Annotated in this window: 13 protein-coding genes; 6 read left to right on the forward strand and 7 right to left on the reverse strand. The window is 41.4% G+C overall.

The features are described from left to right. Positions 1–12 precede the first annotated feature (12 nt). The 4 genes from AB5935_RS09030 to AB5935_RS09045 all read right to left on the reverse strand — a co-directional run bounded on the left by AB5935_RS09030 (position 13) and on the right by AB5935_RS09045 (position 7,529). Positions 13–1,167, reverse strand: a complete 1,155-nt coding sequence (locus AB5935_RS09030) for a dicarboxylate/amino acid:cation symporter (protein WP_007836908.1) — start codon at positions 1,165–1,167, stop codon at positions 13–15. Between the two features lie 235 nt (positions 1,168–1,402). After that, the gene (locus AB5935_RS09035; RefSeq protein ID WP_234258899.1) at positions 1,403–3,016 is read right to left on the reverse strand and encodes a SusD/RagB family nutrient-binding outer membrane lipoprotein; all 1,614 of its coding nucleotides are present in this window, start codon (positions 3,014–3,016) and stop codon (positions 1,403–1,405) included. A gap of 19 nt (positions 3,017–3,035) precedes the next feature. After that, positions 3,036–6,452 carry a TonB-dependent receptor gene (locus AB5935_RS09040; RefSeq protein ID WP_234245353.1) on the reverse strand — a complete coding sequence of 1,139 codons (3,417 nt, stop codon included), beginning with the start codon at positions 6,450–6,452 and terminating at the stop codon, positions 3,036–3,038. Between the two features lie 150 nt (positions 6,453–6,602). Further along, positions 6,603–7,529 (reverse strand): FecR family protein, encoded by a 927-nt coding sequence (locus AB5935_RS09045; protein ID WP_007836911.1) that lies wholly within the window; start codon positions 7,527–7,529, stop codon positions 6,603–6,605. A gap of 222 nt (positions 7,530–7,751) precedes the next feature. Between AB5935_RS09045 and AB5935_RS09050 the strand changes: the two genes are divergently transcribed. Further along, positions 7,752–9,005, forward strand: coding sequence for a phosphoglycerate kinase (locus AB5935_RS09050; RefSeq protein WP_032950736.1), 1,254 nt, complete (start codon positions 7,752–7,754; stop codon positions 9,003–9,005). A gap of 85 nt (positions 9,006–9,090) precedes the next feature. Here the strand turns inward: AB5935_RS09050 and AB5935_RS09055 are convergent, their stop codons facing one another. Beyond that, positions 9,091–10,305, reverse strand: coding sequence for a hypothetical protein (locus AB5935_RS09055; protein WP_007844742.1), 1,215 nt, complete (start codon positions 10,303–10,305; stop codon positions 9,091–9,093). Positions 10,306–10,491: 186 nt separating this feature from the next. Beyond that, positions 10,492–12,915 carry a beta-N-acetylhexosaminidase gene (locus AB5935_RS09060; RefSeq protein ID WP_032942546.1) on the reverse strand — a complete coding sequence of 808 codons (2,424 nt, stop codon included), beginning with the start codon at positions 12,913–12,915 and terminating at the stop codon, positions 10,492–10,494. Positions 12,916–13,115: 200 nt separating this feature from the next. Here AB5935_RS09060 and AB5935_RS09065 point away from each other — a divergent pair, with 200 nt between their 5' ends. Together AB5935_RS09065 and AB5935_RS09070 are read left to right on the forward strand one after the other, a co-directional pair. Next, positions 13,116–14,207: an acyltransferase family protein gene (locus AB5935_RS09065; protein ID WP_368327400.1), complete on the forward strand. Its 1,092-nt coding sequence runs from the start codon at positions 13,116–13,118 to the stop codon at positions 14,205–14,207. Positions 14,208–14,231: 24 nt separating this feature from the next. Next, a complete protein-coding gene (locus AB5935_RS09070; RefSeq protein ID WP_007853146.1) occupies positions 14,232–14,792 on the forward strand; it encodes an RNA polymerase sigma-70 factor in 561 nt (186 codons plus the stop codon). Positions 14,793–14,851: 59 nt separating this feature from the next. Here AB5935_RS09070 and AB5935_RS09075 read toward each other — a convergent pair whose 3' ends face one another. Then, the gene (locus AB5935_RS09075; RefSeq protein ID WP_007844735.1) at positions 14,852–16,225 is read right to left on the reverse strand and encodes an OmpP1/FadL family transporter; all 1,374 of its coding nucleotides are present in this window, start codon (positions 16,223–16,225) and stop codon (positions 14,852–14,854) included. Between the two features lie 604 nt (positions 16,226–16,829). Here AB5935_RS09075 and AB5935_RS09080 point away from each other — a divergent pair. The 3 genes from AB5935_RS09080 (at position 16,830) to folD (ending at position 20,573) form a co-directional block, all read left to right on the forward strand. Beyond that, positions 16,830–18,152 carry an MATE family efflux transporter gene (locus tag AB5935_RS09080; RefSeq protein WP_038608792.1) on the forward strand — a complete coding sequence of 441 codons (1,323 nt, stop codon included), beginning with the start codon at positions 16,830–16,832 and terminating at the stop codon, positions 18,150–18,152. Between the two features lie 98 nt (positions 18,153–18,250). Further along, the gene (ffh, locus tag AB5935_RS09085) at positions 18,251–19,573 is read left to right on the forward strand and encodes a signal recognition particle protein (protein ID WP_007836927.1); all 1,323 of its coding nucleotides are present in this window, start codon (positions 18,251–18,253) and stop codon (positions 19,571–19,573) included. A 118-nt stretch (positions 19,574–19,691) separates the two neighbouring features. After that, entirely contained in the window at positions 19,692–20,573 is an 882-nt protein-coding gene (folD, locus tag AB5935_RS09090; RefSeq protein ID WP_007836928.1) for a bifunctional methylenetetrahydrofolate dehydrogenase/methenyltetrahydrofolate cyclohydrolase FolD, read from the forward strand. The last annotated feature ends 688 nt before the right edge of the window (positions 20,574–21,261 follow it).

Raw genomic sequence — 21,261 nt, forward strand, 5'->3', positions numbered from 1 at the left:
AAGTTTTCGATGCTATTTTTTTTCGAAAGTATCCGTAATAAGCGTTAGTGCCCCATCTCCGGTAATATTACAAGCTGTTCCAAAACTGTCCTGCAATGCAAAAATCGTAAGTAGTAGTGCAGTTCCGGCTTCATCAAAGTGAAGGACAGAGATGATGAGCCCTAAAGAGGCAAGTACTGTTCCACCCGGTACTCCCGGTGCACCAATGGCGAATAATCCTAATAACAGGATGAATAAAGTAATTTGCAATATGCTGGGCATGCTTCCATAAAGCATTTGTGATACCGTGAGTACAAATACGGTTTCTGTCAGGATAGAGCCGCACAAATGTATATTCGCGAATAAAGGTATTGTTACGTCGCTGATCTCTTTTCTCAGTATCGGGCTTTTACGGGCACATTCCAATGCTATACCCAATGTGGCTGCCGAAGACATCGTACCTAATGCCGTGAGGTAGGCAGGACCGTAGTATCTCAGTACTTGATAGCTATTCTTTCTGGAATAAACCGCCGCAATGAAATAGAGTAGTGTCAGCCAGATGAAATGGCAAACAATAACAACTATCAGAATGGAGAGGAATACAGGTAATTGTTTCGTAACAGCTCCCTGATAGCTGAGAATGCAGAAATTGGCGGCAATAAACACAGGAAGTACAGGAAGCAATACCCTTTTCACCAATTCAAGTACCATTTTTTGGAAAGTGTCCAACAACTTTGATATTTCGTCCGATTTTACCCAAGCAGTGGCAAGCCCTATCAATGCGGCCAGTACCAGTGCAGTCATTACGTTCATGACTGGTGGAATATCTATCTTCAGCAGATTCTCCGGTAATGCTTTCAGTGAGTTGGCATCATCGGCTATATGCAGGAAAGGAATTACATTGTATCCTACGGCAGCCCCGAAGAAAGAAGCCCCGATGGAGGAGAGATAAGCAATGCCAAAAGCAAATAAAAGCATCTTTGACGCATTACTGCGCAAGTGTGCGATGGAGGGAGCGATGAATCCTAAAATGATAAGAGGAACTAAAAAGAAAATGATTTGTCCCGTAATGTGTTTTATGCAAACGATGGCTTCCAACACAGCGTCGTTTACGACGAAACCTGCCGACAGTCCGATAATTACGGCAATAAGCAGTTGCACGATGGTGTTACTTAGAAACTTTTTCATATATTTTTTTCAGTTAAACGGTGAATATCCGGAAAAAGTTTGCTGTATGTGTATGTTATTTCATAGCTCGGACAAAGATAGGAAAATAATATAGAATGTCATCTGAAAAATAGAAAAAGACGGGAAACATCGCGCTCCCCGTCTTGCAAAGTCTTTTCGCCTTATGCTAATACCCTAAATTAAGCGAAACATTTAGACTCTCTCTTATAAGTGATAGTTGTTATTGAAATATGAATTAAAAGTTGTTTTTACCTGTATCCCACCATAGACGTGTACCGCCGTTGTCTGCACCGCCAAGAGCCGTACAAAGGTTCTTATATTGTTCCGGATCTTTCTTGGCATCATCCTGTGAGAAGGGGAGGCGACGAATCATGATGTCCGTATCAATTGTACCGTTGCTATTGTTGGTTTGGACTTTGAATAATTTCGGATATCCGGTACGGCGTTGTTCGGTCCATGCTTCCATACCTTCCGGCCAACAGGCAATCCATTTTTGAGTGATAATTTTTTCAAGTTGCTCTTCTTGATTGGCTGCATCGTCAAAATCGGGAGTAGTGGTTATCAATGCTTTCATATCTTTTCCGGGACCTGCTGCATAATTAATGTAATCTGTCGGTTTGCCTTTGCTTGCCAGATAGAGGCTTGCATCTCCGGCGCCCCATTGGTCGAATGAAGCTTGAACACCGGTTTCGTAACATTGCTTTGCACTTTCGCTTTTCGGATTGATACCTCGTAAAGATGCTTCGGCACGTAGGAGCCAAACTTCCGCTGCTGTCAGAAGAACGGCGGGTGTGGATGCGGCGATTGTTTTAGTATTGATAAAAGAATAACTTTGATAGTAATTGGGATCACCATCCTTGGCATATACTCCTTGAGGCACTCCTAAATATTCCTCTGTGTGGTCTGTCAATGTCGCCGGACTGTAATATATACTGATGCGTGGATCTTCATAACCGTTTAAAACAGAAGCCATTGTTGCTCCCATGTAGGTTTCGCCCCAGCCGGCGACACCTGCTAGCGGGTTTTGATATCCTTTACCGGAGATTTGGATGTTCTCTGCGGATGATTCAATAACACCATAAGAGTTTTCCAATGCTTTTTTGGCCTCGCTGGCGGCAAGTGCCTTATTTACATTAGATACACGCATGGCCAAACGAAGGCGCAATGAATTTGCAAATTTAATCCACCTGCTGGCAGTCGGGCAATTGGACATATTGATACTTTTTACTCCATCTTCTTTACCTCCTTCTTTCAGATAAGCATCCAATGCCTCTACGGCTTTATCCAGGTCATTGAAAAAAGCTTTATAGGCTTCTTCCTGAGTGTCAACGGAATTTGCTTCATTCTTTCCGAATTTAGAATAGACAATGGGGCCATAAGTATCAGCAATGCGATGCATGGCTTCTACTTTCAGAATAAGGGTGGCACCATAAAAATGCTTGTACTTGGCTTCATCTTGTGTAATCAACGTCGATTTATGGGCTACCGGGAAAATGTAATTATAGGTATAGTTCCATGCACTGGCCGTCCATCCTGCCTCTAATGCGTATACCGTATTTTTATCGCAGAATTTAGAAGCAAAATCATGGAAATATCCTGCGAACATATCATGATTCAGGTTTTGGAATGTTTGCCAGGGCCAAGTGGTTCCTTCTCCCCAGTCGTAGTTAAAATAAATACCTTTTTGAATGGTCTCAAAATTAGTGGTGTATTTCTGGAAATCATATTCTTTTACGATATCATCAAAACTACCGTTGATTTTATTATCAGATTCGAATCCGTCTGTGCATGAGGCAAGACTCAGGAGGCCGCCCATGCATAAAATTGAAATATATTTTGAACTTTTCATAATGTCTTTGTTTTTAAGGTTAGAATGTGAACTTAACGTTGAAACCGATGTTACGTGTAGTCGGCATGCCGAACACATCAACGCCCTGCAGAGTATTACCTACTGACAAAGTTGCATCCGGATCAAATGGAGCATCTTTGTACAAGAAGAATAAATTGCGTGCAACCAATGTAAGATCCAGTCCTTTGATAAATTTAGTTTTGGAGAGAATGGATGCCGGGAATGAATAACCTAGTGTTAATTCACGCAAGCGTACATTCGTTGCATCGTACATGTAGTATTCTGAAATACCGTTACGGCCTCCGACAGTACCATAGAAATTAGGAACGTCTTTGAATTGGATACCTTCATATTCCACATACCCACGGTCGCGTGCCTCTCCGGATTCTTTGCTGACGCCCATTGCATCCAGGTGTGCTTGAGTCAATGACATAACATCACCTCCGATGCGTGCGTCAATCAAGAAATATAAAGTAAATCCTTTGTAAGTAAAGGTATTGCTCCATCCTAATAAAGCATCGGGGTTGGCGTTGCCCAATAAAGTGTTGTTTCCTGTTACTTTAATCGGATTTCCTGCCTCATTTACTTTGATCTTGCCATTTTCATCTCTTTCAAATCCATTACCATAGATATCGCCCAGTTTTCCACCTTCTTTTACCCACATATCGTATGCCATGGAGAACCCTTCCGAACCATAACGGAATGATTTATAATCCTTGTGTAAGGAAACAACCTTATTTCTGTTCATGGACATATTTACAGCAGTTTTCCAACGGAAATTTTCATTCATTAAAGGAGTACCCTCTACGGTTAATTCAATACCGGTATTGCGAATTTTACCTGCATTGATATAACGGAATGCATAAAGTGAACCTGCCGGATTGGCTACTTTCAGCAACTGATTTTTAGTATCAGTACGATACCATGTAAAGTCAATACCGAAGCGATTATTGAAGAATTTCCATTCTGTACCGAATTCAATGGAAGTACTGATTTCCGGTTTCAAATCACCACGTTGCTCAATGTCATTGGTCTGGATACTTCCACCACATTGAATAATATCCGCTAAGTTTGTAATTCCGATAGGAAGGTCATTACCAACCTGTGCGAATGAACCACGGAATTTTGAGAAATTGATCCATTCCGGCAGTTTGACACTGTTGCTCATAATCCAAGTCAAACCTACTGACGGATAAAAGAATCCATTTTTCATACTTTCTGTATTCGCTAAAGTGGAAGACCAGTCATTACGTGCTGTAACATCCAGATAAAGAGCATCTTTCCAACCTACTTGCGCTGTACCGAACAAGGATTGTATAGTACGTTTCGCATCAATCGTCTGGTTGATAAATCCCTTTGAAGAGAAGATGATATTGGAAACGGTAAATACATTAGGGCGATATAAAGAAGCTGTTTTGGAGTCAATCATCAAAGAATTGGCTTTGCTCACATTGATGCTGGTTCCCAATGCTGCGTTGATAGAAAAGTCATCCAATGTTTTGTTAAACATGGCCATGAAGTCACCATATACTTGGAAATTTTGTTCATCCGACCATACATAACGTCCGTTGGGAAGCCCTGTCTCATCATTCTTGCCGGCAATATTTGCAGCTGTTGAAGCATACATCTTGTTGTCAAATTTATCACTTACGTAGTCTACATTGCCACGTGCCTGGAAACTTAACCAATCAGTAGCTTTTAAATTTGCACTGATAGAAGCCAATGCGCGATAACGTTTACTCTTGTTGGTCACACGGTTTTTAATCCAGTACGGATTCTGATCCCATTCACTGAATGAGCCGTCTTCATTCTTTGTGTACCAATTCTGTAAATTCATATTACGATCCGTGTCGAATACTTCAAAATTTTCAGCATACGGAGCCAAATCGGCGCCACGGGGGAAAGAATACAGACCAACTAGCGGATTCAGATAATAACCGCCTCCGGCAGGAGTGTTCCGGATAGTCTGTGTCATCAAACTGGCATTTCCATCCAATTTCAAGCGATCGTTGAAAAAACTGGCTGTTTCACGGAAAGTGATATTATGCTTTTGAAGTTTGTTTGAGTCAACGATACCTGTACCTCGGGTATTAGCATAAGAGAAGTAGGTTTGCATCTTGTCATTGCCTGTTTGGAAAGTTAAAGAGTTGATAGCAGTGATCCCGTTTCCGAACCAATTGTCCACATTGTCATAGTCTGTCAGGTTCCCTTTGCTACCCCAGCTGCTGGTACCATCGGCAGTTTGTCCATAATTGTTTTGGAATTGGGGCAGGCTGATAGCATGGTCTACTGTCAGGTTGGAAGAAAATGTAATTCTTGACATACCGGCTTTTCCGGATTTTGTTGTAATTAAAATGACACCATTAGCTGCTTGTGAGCCGTAAAGAGCTGCTGCGGATGCACCTTTCAATATGCTCATACTTTCAATGTCGTCAGGGTTCAGATTGGAAATACCGTCACCAGAGTCATGGTTGACACCGTCATTTTCACCTCCCATAACGGTGGCTGTTGATTCTGTTGTGATATTCAGCATGGGAACACCATCAATGACATACAACGGTTGGTTGTTACCACTGGCGAATGCTGAACGCGCACCACGGATAGATACTTTTGCCGAACCTCCAAGACCGGATGAACTCTTTGTAATCTGTACACCGGCGGATTTACCGGCTAGTGAATTAATCATATTCGCATCCTTTACCTTATTCAGCTCGTCACCATTCAATTGCTGTGTAGAATAAGTCAAAGAAGCTTCTTTCTTTTTAATACCCATAGCGGTTACTACAACAGTTTCCAATTTCAGGGCGTCGTCTTCCATCTTGATGGTAAAGTTGGTTTTTCCGTTTACGGGAATGATGACTTTTTTATATCCGATGTAGGAAACGGCTAGTTGTGCATCAGTGGGAACTTCCAGGGTAAAGTTGCCGTCAATATCTGTAATAGTACCGTTAGTAGTACCTTGTTGAAGTATGTTTGCACCGATAATGGCTTCACCCTGCATATCCGTTACAACACCTTTTACAGTGATTGTATTCTGCTGCTTCACTTCTTCACGGGCTATGTTGCTTTCTTTAGTCAGAACAATATTCTTTCCTTCCATTACATAAGAGATTCCTGTTCCGGAAAAAACTTCATCCAGAATTTCGGATACGGCTTTGTTACGGGCTTTAACAGTTACTTTGCGGTTAAGGTCCACATTCTTTTTATTATAGACAAACAGATAATTGGTCTGTGTTTCAATGGTCGAGATTAATTGAGCTACCTTCATGGTGTGGGTATCAAAACTAACTTTTGCATTTTGAGAGTGTACATTTACGCTAAATGCGCTGAATGTAGTAGCCAAAAGAAGAAATAAGGTAATCTTCATAGTTCGTAATATTTGTTTAAAGCCTAAACTTTTTGGGCATAAATACCCTTCCAAAGAAATTTTTCTCATATCTTTGTAATGTGTTAAGTTAATAAATTTGATTAAGGTCAATTGTTAGCTGTCGAATCGGGGAGTATGGGGGTACTTTCCGATTCTTTTTTCAAAGGTTCTTATGTAATCATAATGGTTAATTTTTAAGGTTAAACTTCTATTGTGATTTTATTCTATAGTTATCTTGTTATGTTCGTTATCAATATCGTATTTGAACGGATGGTCTTTTTGTATAACTTTTAGTATATGCTCTATGCCATCCAAATCTTTGAATTTACCGGTACAACGGTAGTTCTCTAAGATTTTAGGATTCTTCACTGTTATCTTATAATTATAATATAGAGCAATCTTGTCCAGTAATTCTTTAAACGGAACATCATCGAAATAATAAATGCCTTGCATCCATGCTAAAGCATTGTTGCTGCTCATTTCGCCCGTTCTATATTTGCCGTTTTCCATCGAGAAATACTTTCCTTTCGTCAGGCTGGTAATTGTTTTTTCTTCTTTTGCACTGTTGGTAAGCAAGTTGATGGAACCTTCTATCAGTCTGGCTATAAAGCTGTTTGAACCTTTATAAGAACATACATCGAATTTTGTTCCGGTGACTTGTACCTTTATGTTTTCTGTCTGCACATAAAAAGGAATTTCCTTATTGTGTGCCACCTCGAAATAGGCTTCTCCGTCTAATGTGACTTTACGGTCTTTTTTACCGAAATCTTCATCATAAGTCAATGTAGTTTGGGAGTTCAACCATACTACCGAACCATCGGGGAGGTCCATCTGCGCACGTTGCCCCGCTGGAATACGGATGGTTTGTGACAATTGCTGCTTGGGTTTGTGCATATGTGGCAAATCCATGACAAAAACAATAGCCAACATGGCGGCAATGGCAATCAGCGGATACAGATACAGATGTCCTTTCGGCTTCCGCTGTATCTTCGAATCATCGGAAAAAAGGGTGATATCAAACAACATTCGTTCTTTCAAAAAGCGTTCCTTGTTCTCGGCACTGCTTTCCGTCCATTCCACAATTTGGCTTTCCTCTTTTTCCGTGGTTTCTCCTCTGAAATATTTATGTAGCAATTCTGTCTTCATTCTTTCCGCATTTTGTATATAGAACAGGATAGTGGGAAACAACCCTAGCGGAAAAATGATTTTTTTTCGATTTTCTCAAAAAAAGTGGTTTTTACCCTCTTTTTTCATTTCAGATAAAATTATTACCGCCCTGACACACTGCTAATAAAAAATATTAGTAACTTTGCAACACCCAAAATAAGCGAGATTGTATTTATACACTATAAACAAAAATAAGAGATTATGATGACAATTGACAAATTCAACTTTGCCGGTAAAAAGGCAATTGTCCGCGTGGACTTCAATGTACCTTTGGACGAAAATGGTAAAATTACTGATGATACTCGTATCCGCGGTGCTCTTCCTACACTGAAAAAAGTGTTGGCTGATGGTGGCAGCTTGATTATCATGTCACACATGGGTAAACCCAAAGGTAAGGTAAATGCTAAATATTCATTGAGTCAGATTGTCGATGCTGTTTCTGAAAAATTAGGTGTACCTGTTCAATTTGCTCCTGATTGCGCAAAAGCCGGTGATGCTGCAGCTGCTTTGAAACCGGGTGAAGTCCTGTTGTTGGAAAACTTGCGTTTCTATCCTGAAGAAGAAGGAAAGCCTGTTGGCATTGACAAAGAAGATCCTGCATACGAAGATGCCAAGAAGGCAATGAGGGCTTCTCAGAAAGAATTTGCCAAGACTTTGGCTTCTTATGCTGACTGCTATATCAATGACGCATTCGGTACTGCTCACCGTAAACATGCTTCTACAGCTGTTATCGCCGACTATTTCGATGCAGACAACAAGATGTTGGGCTATTTGATGGAAAAAGAAGTTCAAGCTGTTGATAATATCCTGAAAGATATCAAACGTCCGTTCACTGCTATTATGGGTGGTTCTAAGGTATCTACCAAGATTGGTATCATTGAAAACCTGATGGATAAAGTGGATAACTTGATCCTTTGCGGTGGTATGACTTATACTTTTGCTAAAGCTCAGGGTGGTAAAATTGGTAATTCTATCGTAGAAGATGATAAATTGGAATTGGCTCTTGATATCATCGCTAAGGCTAAGGCTAAAGGTGTGAATTTGGTATTAGGTACAGACTGTGTAGCTGCTGATGCATTCTCTAATGATGCTAATACTCAGGTTGTTCCTGCAAATAATATTCCTGACGGATGGGAAGGCTTGGATGCAGGTCCCGAAACTCAGAAAGCATTTGCTGCAGCTATTGAAGATGCTAAGACTATTCTTTGGAACGGTCCTGCCGGTGTATTTGAGTTTGATAACTTTACTGCCGGTTCACGTGCAATCGCCGAAGCTATCGCTAAAGCAACTAAGAACGGTGCGTTCTCATTGATTGGTGGTGGTGATTCTGTAGCTTGTATCAACAAGTTCGGTATGGCTGACCAAGTATCTTACATCTCTACCGGTGGTGGTGCTTTGTTGGAAGCGATTGAAGGAAAAGTTCTTCCGGGTGTTGCAGCGATCAAAGGTGAATAATTGGTACTTCTCTATATAAAAGAAAGGCAACCCGGTTTCGAGTTGCCTTTTTTAGTATTTTGTTTTTTGTAGTGAATTCTATATCTTAGAACATAAACAACACGGTGGCTACCAGTCTGTTGTTTGAAACAGAATGGGTATCAATGATTGTTCCATCTGACTTATCTAGTGAACCGTACCATGCAGAACTGAAATTATATTCCACACCGATTTTCCAATGAGGAACATTATAAGTCAGTTCGGCACTGGCACTGATCAATTGATCTACATTTGTACCTGTGCCATACATTTTGGTAACCTCATCGCTGGTGCCTAAATTTTTCATGTAACCAAAGAAAACAGCCGGTTTCCATTTTTTGCCATACACAATGTTCAACCAAGAACTGGAGTTGCGGTTGGGGGAATATTCCTGTTCACCTGTTCGTTGGTCTATTGATTTTATGCCATAACCTCCCAGCATAGAAACCTGTGTAAGATTGGAACCTAATATGCTTTTGGCAGCTATATACCATACAGGTGAAGTATATTTCATGTGAACTTCATAAGACAGAGAAGTGATACGTTCATCTACTTTATACACTTTATCCTCTACCACAGACTGAGTACGGGGTTTTAATGAAACCATTTCAATACCTGCACCTACCAACCAGTTGTTACCTTTGTAATCTGCACCGATATAGACTTCCGGGATACAGCTTTCTTTGATGTATTTCTGGCTCTTGCCATCAGGGCCTTGTGACAGATATTGAGATTGCCAGATCGCTGCACCTGTCAACTGTATATCACCTGTCTTGTAGCGGAAACGTATTTGCGGAGCACGGCTGAACGGTTGGAAAGGAGCTCCCATATTCAGATTCAGGATTTGCGGAGCGACGTCACCATACAGCGGATGCCAGGTTTGTCCCAACAGCAAGGACGGTTTTCCCCAGTCTAAGTTCAAATATGCATGGCGCAGGCGAACGGTAGAGAAAGTGGTTCCTGAACCGCGAAAGTCCATTTCCACTTTAGCCGAGGTTTTTGCCCTGCCCAGTTTAGGGCCTTGAACGTCGACTCCCAGACGAGTGTACAAGGTATAGAAGCTTCCATTGGCTGTTGCATTCAGGTCTTTTCCGTCTGTATCATATATTTTGTCTTTGGGATACATATAGAAAAGTCCGTCCACAGTTTCTTCGTTGGCACGGCTATTGTAATAAAGATCGGTGCGAACTTGTCCGTAAAACTTATAACTGAAATCTTTGTTTTGGGCAAAACTGCTTGCCGATAGCAGTAAAAGTGTGAATAAGAATGAATATTTTCTCATGATTTAAAGGGTTGTTATAAACATTCGGCAAAATTACATAATTTATTTGAAAAAGGCTGTGTGGTTCCTCATAAAAGTGTCATATCGCGCTTGGATGGAACAGCCTGCATTGAATTGCACAAAAGAAACTGTCCGAAAGCAAAAGATAGCTTCCGGACAGTTGTTTACTTTACTTCTTTCGTGGAATTAATAGATTTCTATTTCATCCAATGCCATTGTACTGGGCACTTCGCTCTTATCATGCGGACTATAGCAATCAATGCCATTACGTATTTTGCCTCCGCTTGTAAATTCTATTTTCACCTTCACAGCTTCTTGTGCCGGGAATTCTATTTCTTCATCGAATCCTTTGAAGGTGTTTTCTTTGATGTCATAGGTAAATTCCTTTTCGGCCACTTTCTCGAATTTATTGCCTGAGGCGGAAACATACACCACAGCTTTGCTTACCGGTAATATATTGCCGGCTGCATTATAAAGCGTACCAAATCTGATTTTACTGATTGTAGCTTTATCAAAGTCTGCCACGAAGGTCACTTTATCATTATTGTCCGGGCGGATACCTACCCATGGAGTGGAAGAGGCATTGTTCCCACGTTTTCCGTTGGTTAGTCCTAAAGTCACCGTATCGGCCCCTAATATGTCATTTTCTCCTAAAATATCCCCCTTCATTCCTTTGGGTTCCGGAGTGATTTCATATTTCTTTCCACTGATTAAATTCTTGTAAAGTTGTTTATGGGTAACTTTACCAATCTGCTTACCGTCAACAAAGGCGGCGGCTTTCAAGTCGTAAGTACCTTCCAATGGGAATGGATGGCTATATAAGCTGGCATTTACAGACGGTTCCTCACCGTGGATTGTATAATAGATTTGTGCTCCCGGATAGAATGTTTCCAGTTCTACATTCAGTACTCCTTCTTTAGTGGAACGGGTATTAATGTTTACATCAAAGAAGTTGAGGCATGGTTTTACCCCCATTATTTCCAGACGTTTGAAATCTTCTACCATGCGGCTGCAGAATGAAGTGAAATTCTTCTCCTTCATCGGAGTCCATCCGGTCTCGGCTATGGCGATTAAACGTGGGAAGATTTGATAGTCACGATTGTCCTCGGTTGGCATATATTCAGCCCAGCAATTAGCTTGTACGCCTATGATGTGTTGTTTTACCAGACTGTCTGCATCAGCCGGTACAGGATTGTAACTGTATGTTTTCTTCAATGTGTTATACCCACCGATAGTGACAGGGGCTATTTCCGGTTCTTCTTGATAATGATCAAGATAAGCGTAAGGATTGGGAGTCATGATGGCATCATGCCCGGCTTTGGCTGCGGTCATTCCGCCTTCCACACCACGCCATGACATCACTGTGGCGTTGGGAGCAAGCCCGCCTTCCAGAATTTCATCCCAACCGATGATGTTGCGTCCTTTGCTGTTCAGGTATTTTTCCGCACGGTTTACGATATAGCTTTGTAACTTCTCTTCTTTGGTATGCTTTCTGCCGTCTACGGGATTAGGAGTGACATCATCTTTAAGCCCTAGGTCTCGTATCAGTTTTTGGCAATGGGAACAATGTTCCCATGCGTATTTGGGGCATTCGTCACCACCTATATGTATATAAGAACTTGGGAATAATTCCACCACTTCGTCCATGACTCCTTCCATAAATTGAAAGAAAGTGTCGGTAGGGCAGAATACCTGGTCAAACACACCCCACAGTTTGCAAACTTCGTAGGTGCTGTCCGGAGTACAGGATAATTCGGGGTAAGAGGCAATGGCTGCCAAGGCATGTCCCGGTAGCTCTATTTCCGGAATGACGGTGATATATTTGCTTTGGGCGTATGCTACCACTTCTTTAATTTCTTCTTGTGTATAGTAACCTCCATGAGGTTTGCCGTCATATTTAAACGGGTAGTGGGTATAGAAATAATCCACCATGGTTTCTGAACGTTGGGAACCGATTTCGGTCAGTTTGGGATACTTTTTGATTTCGATTCTCCAGCCTTGGTCATCCGTAAGATGCCAGTGGAAGGTATTCATCTTATGTACGGCCAATACATCAATGAATTTTTTGATGTAATCTATCGATGCAAAATGACGGCATACATCCAGCATTGCTCCGCGATATCGGAACGCCGGAGTATCTTCTATCTCGACGCAAGGTACGCTCCATTCGGCATTGCGTGCTCTTTCCTTGCTATAAATAGCTACCGGCAACAGTTGATACAGAGTTTGCAGTCCGTAATAAAATCCGTTAGGTGTTGATGCTGTAATCTTTATCTGTTGGGGGGTGACTGATAATTTGTAGGCTTCTTTCTCCATACCCGGAATGCTGTCAAAAACAATGGTGGGTACATTTTCATGTAATTCACCACCCGGTTTCAATTTGATACCGGCTACATCCAATACGGTAGTTGATAGACTGGAAGCGATATTTTTCACTTCTTGTGAGGCGTTCACAACGACAGGAACATCGCTGTTCAGATAAAAACGTCCCGGCTGCTCATTCATAGTAACAGGCAGCGGAACTACATTGTACTCATTGATTACTTCTTTCATTTGGCATCCACACGTTAATAGCCCAACGAAAAATACTAGCAGACTCTTTTTTTTCATAATATATCTGTGCTAAGTTTTTAAATAAAGGGGGTATAGAAATTCTTTGCGGACAAAAATAGCAATAAAAACGGAATAAACATGTTTTTCAGAGAGATTAATATGTTTACAATATAAAAATATTTTTCACAGATTTGTTTCTTTATTGCTAATAGAATGTTATCTTTGTCCGAGTTAACCAATTTATTAATCTGACACACATGACAGCAAATACCCCCAAACGATTGCTCGCTCTTGACATCTTGAGAGGCATCACTATTGCAGGCATGATTCTTGTGAATAACCCCGGTTCGTGGGGGTATGTGTATGCTCCGCTGGAGCATGCCGCCTTTAACGGATTGACCCCCACCGATCTCGTTTTCCCTTTTTTTATGTTCATTATGGGAATCTCGACTTATATTTCTTTGCGGAAATATAATTTTACTTATTCACATGCCACGTTGCGTAAAATAATGAAGCGTACAGTCATTATTTTTTGTATCGGTCTATTGTTGAATCTTTTAGCTAAGTCTGTTTTTACACATCATCTGAATTTTGAAGAATGGCGTTATCTGGGAGTCATGCAACGGCTCGCTATAGGATACGGTGTGACCAGTCTGGTTGCTATAACGGTGAAGCATAAATATTTTCCTGCTATCATTTTGGTGACTTTGGCCGCTTATTTTCTTTTATTGGCTACGGGAGACGGCTTCAATCAGTCGGAAACCAATGTTGTGGCTCGTTTTGACGCATGGGCATTGGGCACATCCCATATGTACCATGAGGGCGGAATGGCGTTTGATCCGGAAGGGCTGCTGAGTACTGTTCCTGCGGTGTGCCATGTGATGGTAGGATTTTATTGTGGAAAGTTGTTGCTTTCCGCTAAAGATAATGCCGAAAAGATACAGTGGTTGTTTCTGATAGGAACTATACTTACATTTGCCGGCTTTCTGTTAAGTTATGGCTGCCCTATTAATAAAAAAGTGTGGTCGCCTACTTTTGTTATAATAACTTGTGGGTTGGCGTCCAGTTTTTTGGCTCTGCTCATTTGGATTATTGATATGAAAGGATATCAGAACTGGTGTGCTTTTTTCCGGTCATTCGGAGTGAATCCTTTGTTTATTTATGTGTTTGCGGAAACAATGGGAATCGCATTGGGTGCTACGGGCGTGAGTGCCTTTATTTATGAAAAGATGCTGGCTCCGGCATTGGGGGATTATCCCGGCTCATTAGTCTATGCTTTGATCTATATTATATTCTGTTGGAGCATTGTTCATATATTATATAAAAAAGGCATCTATATCAAGATTTAGAAACGGATACAGAAAATTAGTTAGATGAAAGAAACGGGGAATATTTTTATGTCAGAACTGACGGAGGTGTTTAGTAAACGTCAGCAACAGTTTATTCAGTTTGCTTACTCGTACGTCAGGGACAAGGAAGAGGCTGAGGATATTGTAATGGGGGCGTTTACCAGTGTGTGGGAGCACCGGAATGAATTGCGGGAGGATACGAATATTTCCGCATTGTTGTTGACAGCCATAAAAAATCGTTCACTGAATCATTTGCAACACTTGGAGGTACGTATGCGTGCCGAGCAGCATATAGGAGATATACGGCAGAAAGAGCTGGCTTTGCGTATCTCGACTTTGGAGGCTTGTGATCCCGATAAATTGTTTTGTGATGAGATACAGGCTTTGGTGCAGGAAGCTATTAGTGAACTGCCTCCTACAAGCAGGGAGGTGTTTATTTTGAGCCGGATGAAAAATTTACCGAACAAGGAAATTGCTTTGCGACTGGATATTTCTGTAAAGACTGTGGAATTTCATATCACCCGGTCGTTGAAACAGTTGCGGGTGCGGCTGAAAGATTATCAGTTTCTTTGGAGTTTTTTGTAAAAAAAAGCCATACCTCAGTTGTTTAGGTATGGCCTTCTTTTTTATTTCATATACAGGGATTAGAAACTATAATCTGCACTTAAACCGAATACTTTGTTAGTACGGCTGTATACATTTGTTCCGGGTAATCCGGTTCCGTTATAGTTGGTTGACTTCTTGGTATAATCCTCATAATTAGTCCACATATAGCCGACATTCAGATTGAGATGCTTGTTCATTTTTATTTTGGCTCCGACTCCCAAAGAGTAAGAATCACAAGAGAAACTAGTATCTGATTGATAGTTATCTGATAGTCCGTAGTCAGTGATCTGTCCACCACAGCTGAGGGTCAGTTGCTTGGTTACATCAAACTCGATACCTGCCAAGTATTCATTGGTTCCTTTGGTCAGATATTTTTGTTTGTCGTTTGCCATACCTGCCTTTTTATCATCATAGAAATGATATTCTACAGAAGCACGAAGTACCGGAAGGAATTCGTAAGCAGCTGCGATAGAGAACATGGCTGGGATGTCATTGGGGGTGTTTACACCGTGTTTGTAAGGAGCTATCATTGCTTCACCTTCAGGAGTCCGGGGATATTCTATATTCTTTGTATTGTTTTCGATATTCAGATTGGTCTTGAACTCATATTTAGCACCGATATTCAGTTTACCCAATTTAACATCTGCACCGATTACAGGAGTGAGTCCCCAACCTGTTTGGTCACAGTCAAGAGCGAGTGGCAACAGGTTGGTATCTGTTCCTTTCACAATGGCATTCAAGAATCCTTTATAACCGCCTGTAAAATAGTTCATACGTCCTCCACCGAATACAGAAAGCCATTCGGTAGCTTTATAGGATAATCCCAACTGTAAAGAGTAAATATATTGTTTACCATCCATGGCGCTTGTGATATCATACATGCCGGGAACGATTATCGGACTTTGTGGGTTTGCCTGATGTGCTTTCACACTATTCTGAAAAATACCGGCCATGGCCGCAGATTCAAACATAGGCAATCCGTCATCGAAAGATGCTTTTCCACCTCCGGCGGTAATAGCGAAGAAACCTGAAATAGTCCATTTGTCTTTTTTATAGGCTGCAAATAAACTGGGAATAACCGGTGCGGCTGCCGTTCCTTCATAATATTTTTCGAAAGGCTTGTCTGCAACGGTAGGACCTGTGGCGCTAACCCCGTTGTATGTCATAAAACTGGCATCAATATTTCTAGTCTGATAAGCACTTTGAATGCTCAATCCTACATGGAATCCGTCTTTGGGTAAGAAAGCCAGTCCGGCAGGATTAGACAAAGCACCATCTATTTCTGTAGTAGCACCACGGGATAGCATACGGAGAAAAGCTGCATGTTGATTTGTATTGGTTAAAATACCTCCTGCGAAAGTTGAATTTGAAACGATTAGCGTCGCTGCGCTAATTAATAATAGTTTCTTCATTTATTACTTAATTTTTTTGTTTGCGGACGCAAAGGTAGGATAAAATAACACGCGGACAAACCTTTTGTGCAATTATTTGCATAATCTATTGAAAAAATCAACTGTTTCAGTAGAAACTATTTAATTTTCTTCGTTTATTTCAGAAGGCTTTTGACCCATGATTTTCTGAGTGTTTTTTAGCTGTTGAGTGCCTTGTGGATTACTTGTGGACGAACTTTTTTTAATTAATTCTTTGTCTTATAGTAGTTTAATGCCTATGCTGTGGACAAGTTGTGGACTTATCGTGGATTTTCTACCTTATTATATTAAAACAAAGAAAGAAACAAAGAAAAACTCCCTTAAGGGTTCTTTGAAAAAAACGTCCGTCGTGTTCTGTCAACGCTCGGGTCGTTTTTTCAAACTATGCTGGAAACTTTTGCCAACTATGCTGGAAGTTCCCGGAAGTTTCCAGCATAGTTTGGACATGATATGCCTTTTGTTCCGGAATGGTTATTTCCAGGAATAAATTCTTTGCCTGTTTACAGATTCTTCACCACATTCAGCATGGTGGATTGAGAAGAATGTTGTATCTTTGTAACCCTTTTACGCAATACAAATTTTTTATATGTATACTAACAAAGAAATATGGAACGTGAGTTATCCGATTTTTCTCGGATTATTAGCGCAAAACATTATAAATGTGACGGATACGGCTTTCCTGGGTAGAGTGGGGGAAGTCGAACTGGGAGCTTCCGCCATGGGTGGATTGTTTTATATCTGTGTCTTTACTATTGCTTTTGGCTTTAGTATCGGTTCACAAATTTTGATTGCCCGTCGTAATGGTGAAGGGCGTTACAAAGATGTAGGCCCTGTGATGATACAGGGAGGGACATTCTTGCTGGGGCTGGCGGTGCTCATGTTCGGGCTGACTCATCTGTTGGCTCCATCTGTTGTCCGTCTGCTCATCTCATCTGATTCCATTTTTGACGCCACCATGGAATTCCTCAACTGGCGTATCTTTGGTTTTTTCTTCGCTTTTATCAACGTGATGTTCCGTGCGCTGTATATTGGCATTACACGTACTAAAGTGCTGACGATGAATGCGGTGGTCATGGCATTGGTGAATGTGTTGTTGGACTATATTTTGATTTTCGGTAAGTTTGGAATGCCGGAGATGGGGATTAAAGGAGCAGCTATCGCTTCGGTGATGGCTGAAGCCGCTTCATTGGCTTTCTTCTTGATTTATACCTACGCAAAGGTAGATTTTAAGAAATTCGGCTTGAATCACTGGCAGAAGATTGATTTCTCTTTATTGGGAAGGATTCTGAGTATATCGTGTTTTACCATGGTACAATATTTTTTGGCCATGACTACTTGGTTTGTCTTTTTCATCGCGATAGAACGGTTGGGGCAACGCGAGCTGGCGATTGCCAATATCGTACGTAGTATCTATATCGTGATGCTCATTCCGGTTCAGGCACTATCTACTACTACCAATTCCTTGGTCAGCAATCTGATCGGTGCGGGAGGGATAGCCCATGTCATGCGCTTGATTTGGCGTATCGCACGGATGTCGTTCTTCATCATGATAGTCTGTGTGGCCATAGTGGTACTTTTCCCTCATGCTATGCTTTCGGTTTATACCAATGAGCAGGCCTTGCTGGTGGAATCCGTGCCTTCGTTGTATGTCATTGCTGTGGCAATGGTCATCGCATCGGTGGCGAATGTCTATTTCAATGCCATTTCGGGAACTGGAAATACGCAGGCTGCTCTGATACTTGAAATGGGGACTTTGGTGTTCTATACCCTTTACATTCTGTGGATAGGCATGGTAGTGAAAGCACCGGTTTCGGTTTGTTTCTCCATAGAGGTGGTGTACTATAGTTTGTTACTGCTTAGCAGCGTTATTTATTTGAAAAAAGCAAAATGGCAGAATAAAAAGATATAAGGTTCATAAGTTTTTTGTATTTTTGCACCCTGTTGTTATTCTGAAGGTTAGTAAAGAATGACAGGCAATCATAATTCGTAATTTATAATTAAAGATATATGTTCGATAATTTAAGTGAGAGACTGGAACGGTCTTTTAAGATTCTGAAAGGTGAGGGAAAAATCACCGAGATTAATGTAGCGGAAACGTTGAAGGATGTGCGTAAAGCTTTGTTGGATGCTGACGTGAACTATAAGGTCGCCAAAGGCTTTACTGATACTGTGAAAGAAAAAGCTTTAGGGCAGAATGTGCTTACGGCTGTGAAGCCCAGCCAGTTGATGGTAAAGATTGTACATGATGAACTGACCGCATTGATGGGTGGTGAAACTGCCGAATTGGTGTTGGAAGGTCGTCCGGCAGTTATCCTGATGTCAGGTCTGCAAGGTTCCGGTAAGACTACTTTCTCCGGTAAGCTGGCCCGTATGCTGAAAACCAAGAAGAACCGTAAGCCGCTGTTGGTGGCTTGTGACGTCTATCGTCCCGCTGCTATCGAACAGTTAAGAGTATTGGGAGAACAAATCGAGGTTCCTGTATATAGTGAGTTGGACAGCAAGAATCCGGTGCAGATTGCATTGAACGCTATTCATGAAGCAAAAGCGAAAGGGTATGATTTGGTCATTGTCGATACAGCCGGCCGTCTGGCTATCGATGAGCAGATGATGAACGAGATTGAGGCTATCAAGAAAGCGATAAATCCGGATGAAACTTTGTTTGTGGTCGATTCAATGACCGGTCAGGATGCGGTGAATACAGCTCGTGAGTTTAATGAACGTCTGGACTTTAACGGCGTCGTGCTGACCAAATTGGATGGTGACACCCGTGGCGGTGCTGCTCTTTCTATCCGTACCGTGGTAAACAAGCCTATCAAGTTTGTGGGTACCGGCGAAAAGTTGGATGCTATCGACCAGTTCCATCCTGCACGTATGGCAGACCGTATTCTCGGCATGGGTGATATCGTGTCTTTGGTAGAGCGTGCGCAGGAGCAATATGACGAGGAAGAGGCAAAGCGTCTTCAGAAGAAGATTGCCAAGAATCAGTTCGACTTTAATGATTTCTTGAGCCAGATTCATCAGATTAAGAAGATGGGTAATTTGAAAGAACTTGCATCCATGATTCCGGGTGTGGGGAAAGCTATCAAAGATATTGATATCGATGATAATGCGTTCAAGAGTATTGAAGCGATTATTTATTCCATGACTCCGCAGGAACGTACAAATCCTGAAATTCTGAACGGAACGCGCCGTACACGTATAGCCAAAGGTAGTGGAACCAGCATTCAGGAGGTAAACCGTCTGTTGAAACAGTTTGACCAGACTCGCAAGATGATGAAGATGGTGACCGGCAGTAAGATGGGTAAGATGATGCCGAAACTTAAAAAGTGATGCTTAAATAAACAGATAAGGGAGAAAGTGTGAAACTTTCTCCTTTTTTTATTATGCTGCATGGCTGATTTATACTACATTTGTTGCTCAATGAATAATTTATAAGTAAATAGATAGTATGCAACTAATTGATGGAAAAGCTATTTCGGAACTGGTGAAGCAGGAAATTGCTGCGGAAGTTGCCGAAATCGTGGCTAAAGGTGGCAAGCGTCCCCATTTAGCTGCAATTCTCGTCGGACACGACGGAGGAAGTGAAACATACGTAGCGGCCAAGGTAAAGGCTTGTGAGGTATGTGGTTTCAAATCCAGTCTGATTCGCTATGAAGCGGATGTGACGGAAGAAGAATTATTGGCAAAGGTCAGAGAACTGAATGAGGATGCTGACGTGGATGGTTTCATTGTACAGCTCCCTTTGCCGAAACATATTTCCGAGCAGAAAGTGATTGAAACCATTGACTATCGGAAAGATGTGGATGGTTTTCACCCTATCAATGTAGGCCGTATGTCCATTGGTCTTCCTTGCTATGTATCTGCTACTCCTAACGGTATTCTTGAATTGCTGAAGCGTTACAACATTGAAACCCAAGGAAAAAAATGTGTGGTATTGGGCCGCAGTAACATTGTAGGTAAGCCTATGGCAAGTCTGATGATGCAGAAAGCTTATCCGGGTGATGCCACTGTAACTGTTTGCCACAGCCGCAGCAAGGATTTGGTAAAAGAATGTCAGGAAGCTGACATTATCATTGCTGCACTGGGTCAGCCTAATTTTGTAAAGGCTGAGATGGTGAAAGAAGGTGCGGTCATTATTGATGTAGGTACTACCCGTGTGCCGGATGCTACAAAGAAATCCGGATTCAAACTGACCGGCGATGTGAAATTTGATGAAGTGGCTCCCAAATGTTCTTATATCACTCCGGTGCCGGGCGGTGTGGGGCCCATGACTATTGTATCTTTAATGAAGAATACGTTGCTGGCTGGAAAAAAGGTCATTTACAAGTAAGTGCCATGCGCTTTGCGAAGCTTGATGGATAAAAAAGAATGTGTCAAAAGTTTGGTAATGCTTACAGGATAAGCTGACCTGCTTTTGACACACTTGTTTTCATGAACAAAAGTTATGCCTGCTTTTCGGACTTACCTGTAAAATCATAAGGAAGGATTTTCGCTCTTAAAAGATTATTTTGTTCTTCGGAATGACTATATTTTCGGGAGTGTCCTTGATGTATAGGTCTTTCTCGCTGGGAAGTTCGGGACATTTATGCCCTCATGCTCTCACTGCATGTATAATAGGTTTATTATAAAAGATTTAGATGGTGAGGGTAAAAAATATTGCTCTCACTTATGCTCTTATGCCCTCATTATATTTTGAAGCTGAATTTTGCATAAGAGGCTTGAAAACAGTTATATATATTCTTTTTATAGGCTATTCCGTTTTGATGTAAAGTAGGCTATTTTTAGGCTTTTTTTCTTGTAAGAAGTGCGCATAGAGGATTTGTACCTTTATGGAATATGGCGGATTCCGGCTGTGGTAAAAAAGATCAGGTCATTTTTAAAAAAGGTGACGAGCTTTTTTTAAAAGGCCGCCGTCTTTTTTAAAAACGTCTTGGTCTTTTTTTTAAATGTCCTTGTCTTTTGGACTGGCGGTTGGCATGCTTGCTGACGTGGTTTCTGTTGGGGTCATTGTCATCAAT

This window comes from Phocaeicola sp. RTP21198st1_B8_RTP21198_201120, from assembly GCF_040929485.1.
In the GTDB taxonomy this organism is placed as follows: domain Bacteria; phylum Bacteroidota; class Bacteroidia; order Bacteroidales; family Bacteroidaceae; genus Phocaeicola; species Phocaeicola dorei.

Excerpts from the sequence above, each read along its gene's own strand:
- AB5935_RS09030 (WP_007836908.1), bottom strand. The coding sequence starts at position 1,167 with ATGAAAAAGTTTCTAAGTAACACCATCGTGCAACTGCTTATTGCCGTA.
- AB5935_RS09035 (WP_234258899.1), bottom strand. The coding sequence starts at position 3,016 with ATGAAAAGTTCAAAATATATTTCAATTTTATGCATGGGCGGCCTCCTG.
- AB5935_RS09040 (WP_234245353.1), bottom strand. The coding sequence starts at position 6,452 with ATGAGAAAAATTTCTTTGGAAGGGTATTTATGCCCAAAAAGTTTAGGC.
- AB5935_RS09045 (WP_007836911.1), bottom strand. The coding sequence starts at position 7,529 with ATGAAGACAGAATTGCTACATAAATATTTCAGAGGAGAAACCACGGAA.
- AB5935_RS09050 (WP_032950736.1), top strand. The coding sequence starts at position 7,752 with ATGATGACAATTGACAAATTCAACTTTGCCGGTAAAAAGGCAATTGTC.
- AB5935_RS09055 (WP_007844742.1), bottom strand. The coding sequence starts at position 10,305 with ATGAGAAAATATTCATTCTTATTCACACTTTTACTGCTATCGGCAAGC.
- AB5935_RS09060 (WP_032942546.1), bottom strand. The coding sequence starts at position 12,915 with ATGAAAAAAAAGAGTCTGCTAGTATTTTTCGTTGGGCTATTAACGTGT.
- AB5935_RS09065 (WP_368327400.1), top strand. The coding sequence starts at position 13,116 with ATGACAGCAAATACCCCCAAACGATTGCTCGCTCTTGACATCTTGAGA.
- AB5935_RS09070 (WP_007853146.1), top strand. The coding sequence starts at position 14,232 with ATGAAAGAAACGGGGAATATTTTTATGTCAGAACTGACGGAGGTGTTT.
- AB5935_RS09075 (WP_007844735.1), bottom strand. The coding sequence starts at position 16,225 with ATGAAGAAACTATTATTAATTAGCGCAGCGACGCTAATCGTTTCAAAT.
- AB5935_RS09080 (WP_038608792.1), top strand. The coding sequence starts at position 16,830 with ATGTATACTAACAAAGAAATATGGAACGTGAGTTATCCGATTTTTCTC.
- ffh (WP_007836927.1), top strand. The coding sequence starts at position 18,251 with ATGTTCGATAATTTAAGTGAGAGACTGGAACGGTCTTTTAAGATTCTG.
- folD (WP_007836928.1), top strand. The coding sequence starts at position 19,692 with ATGCAACTAATTGATGGAAAAGCTATTTCGGAACTGGTGAAGCAGGAA.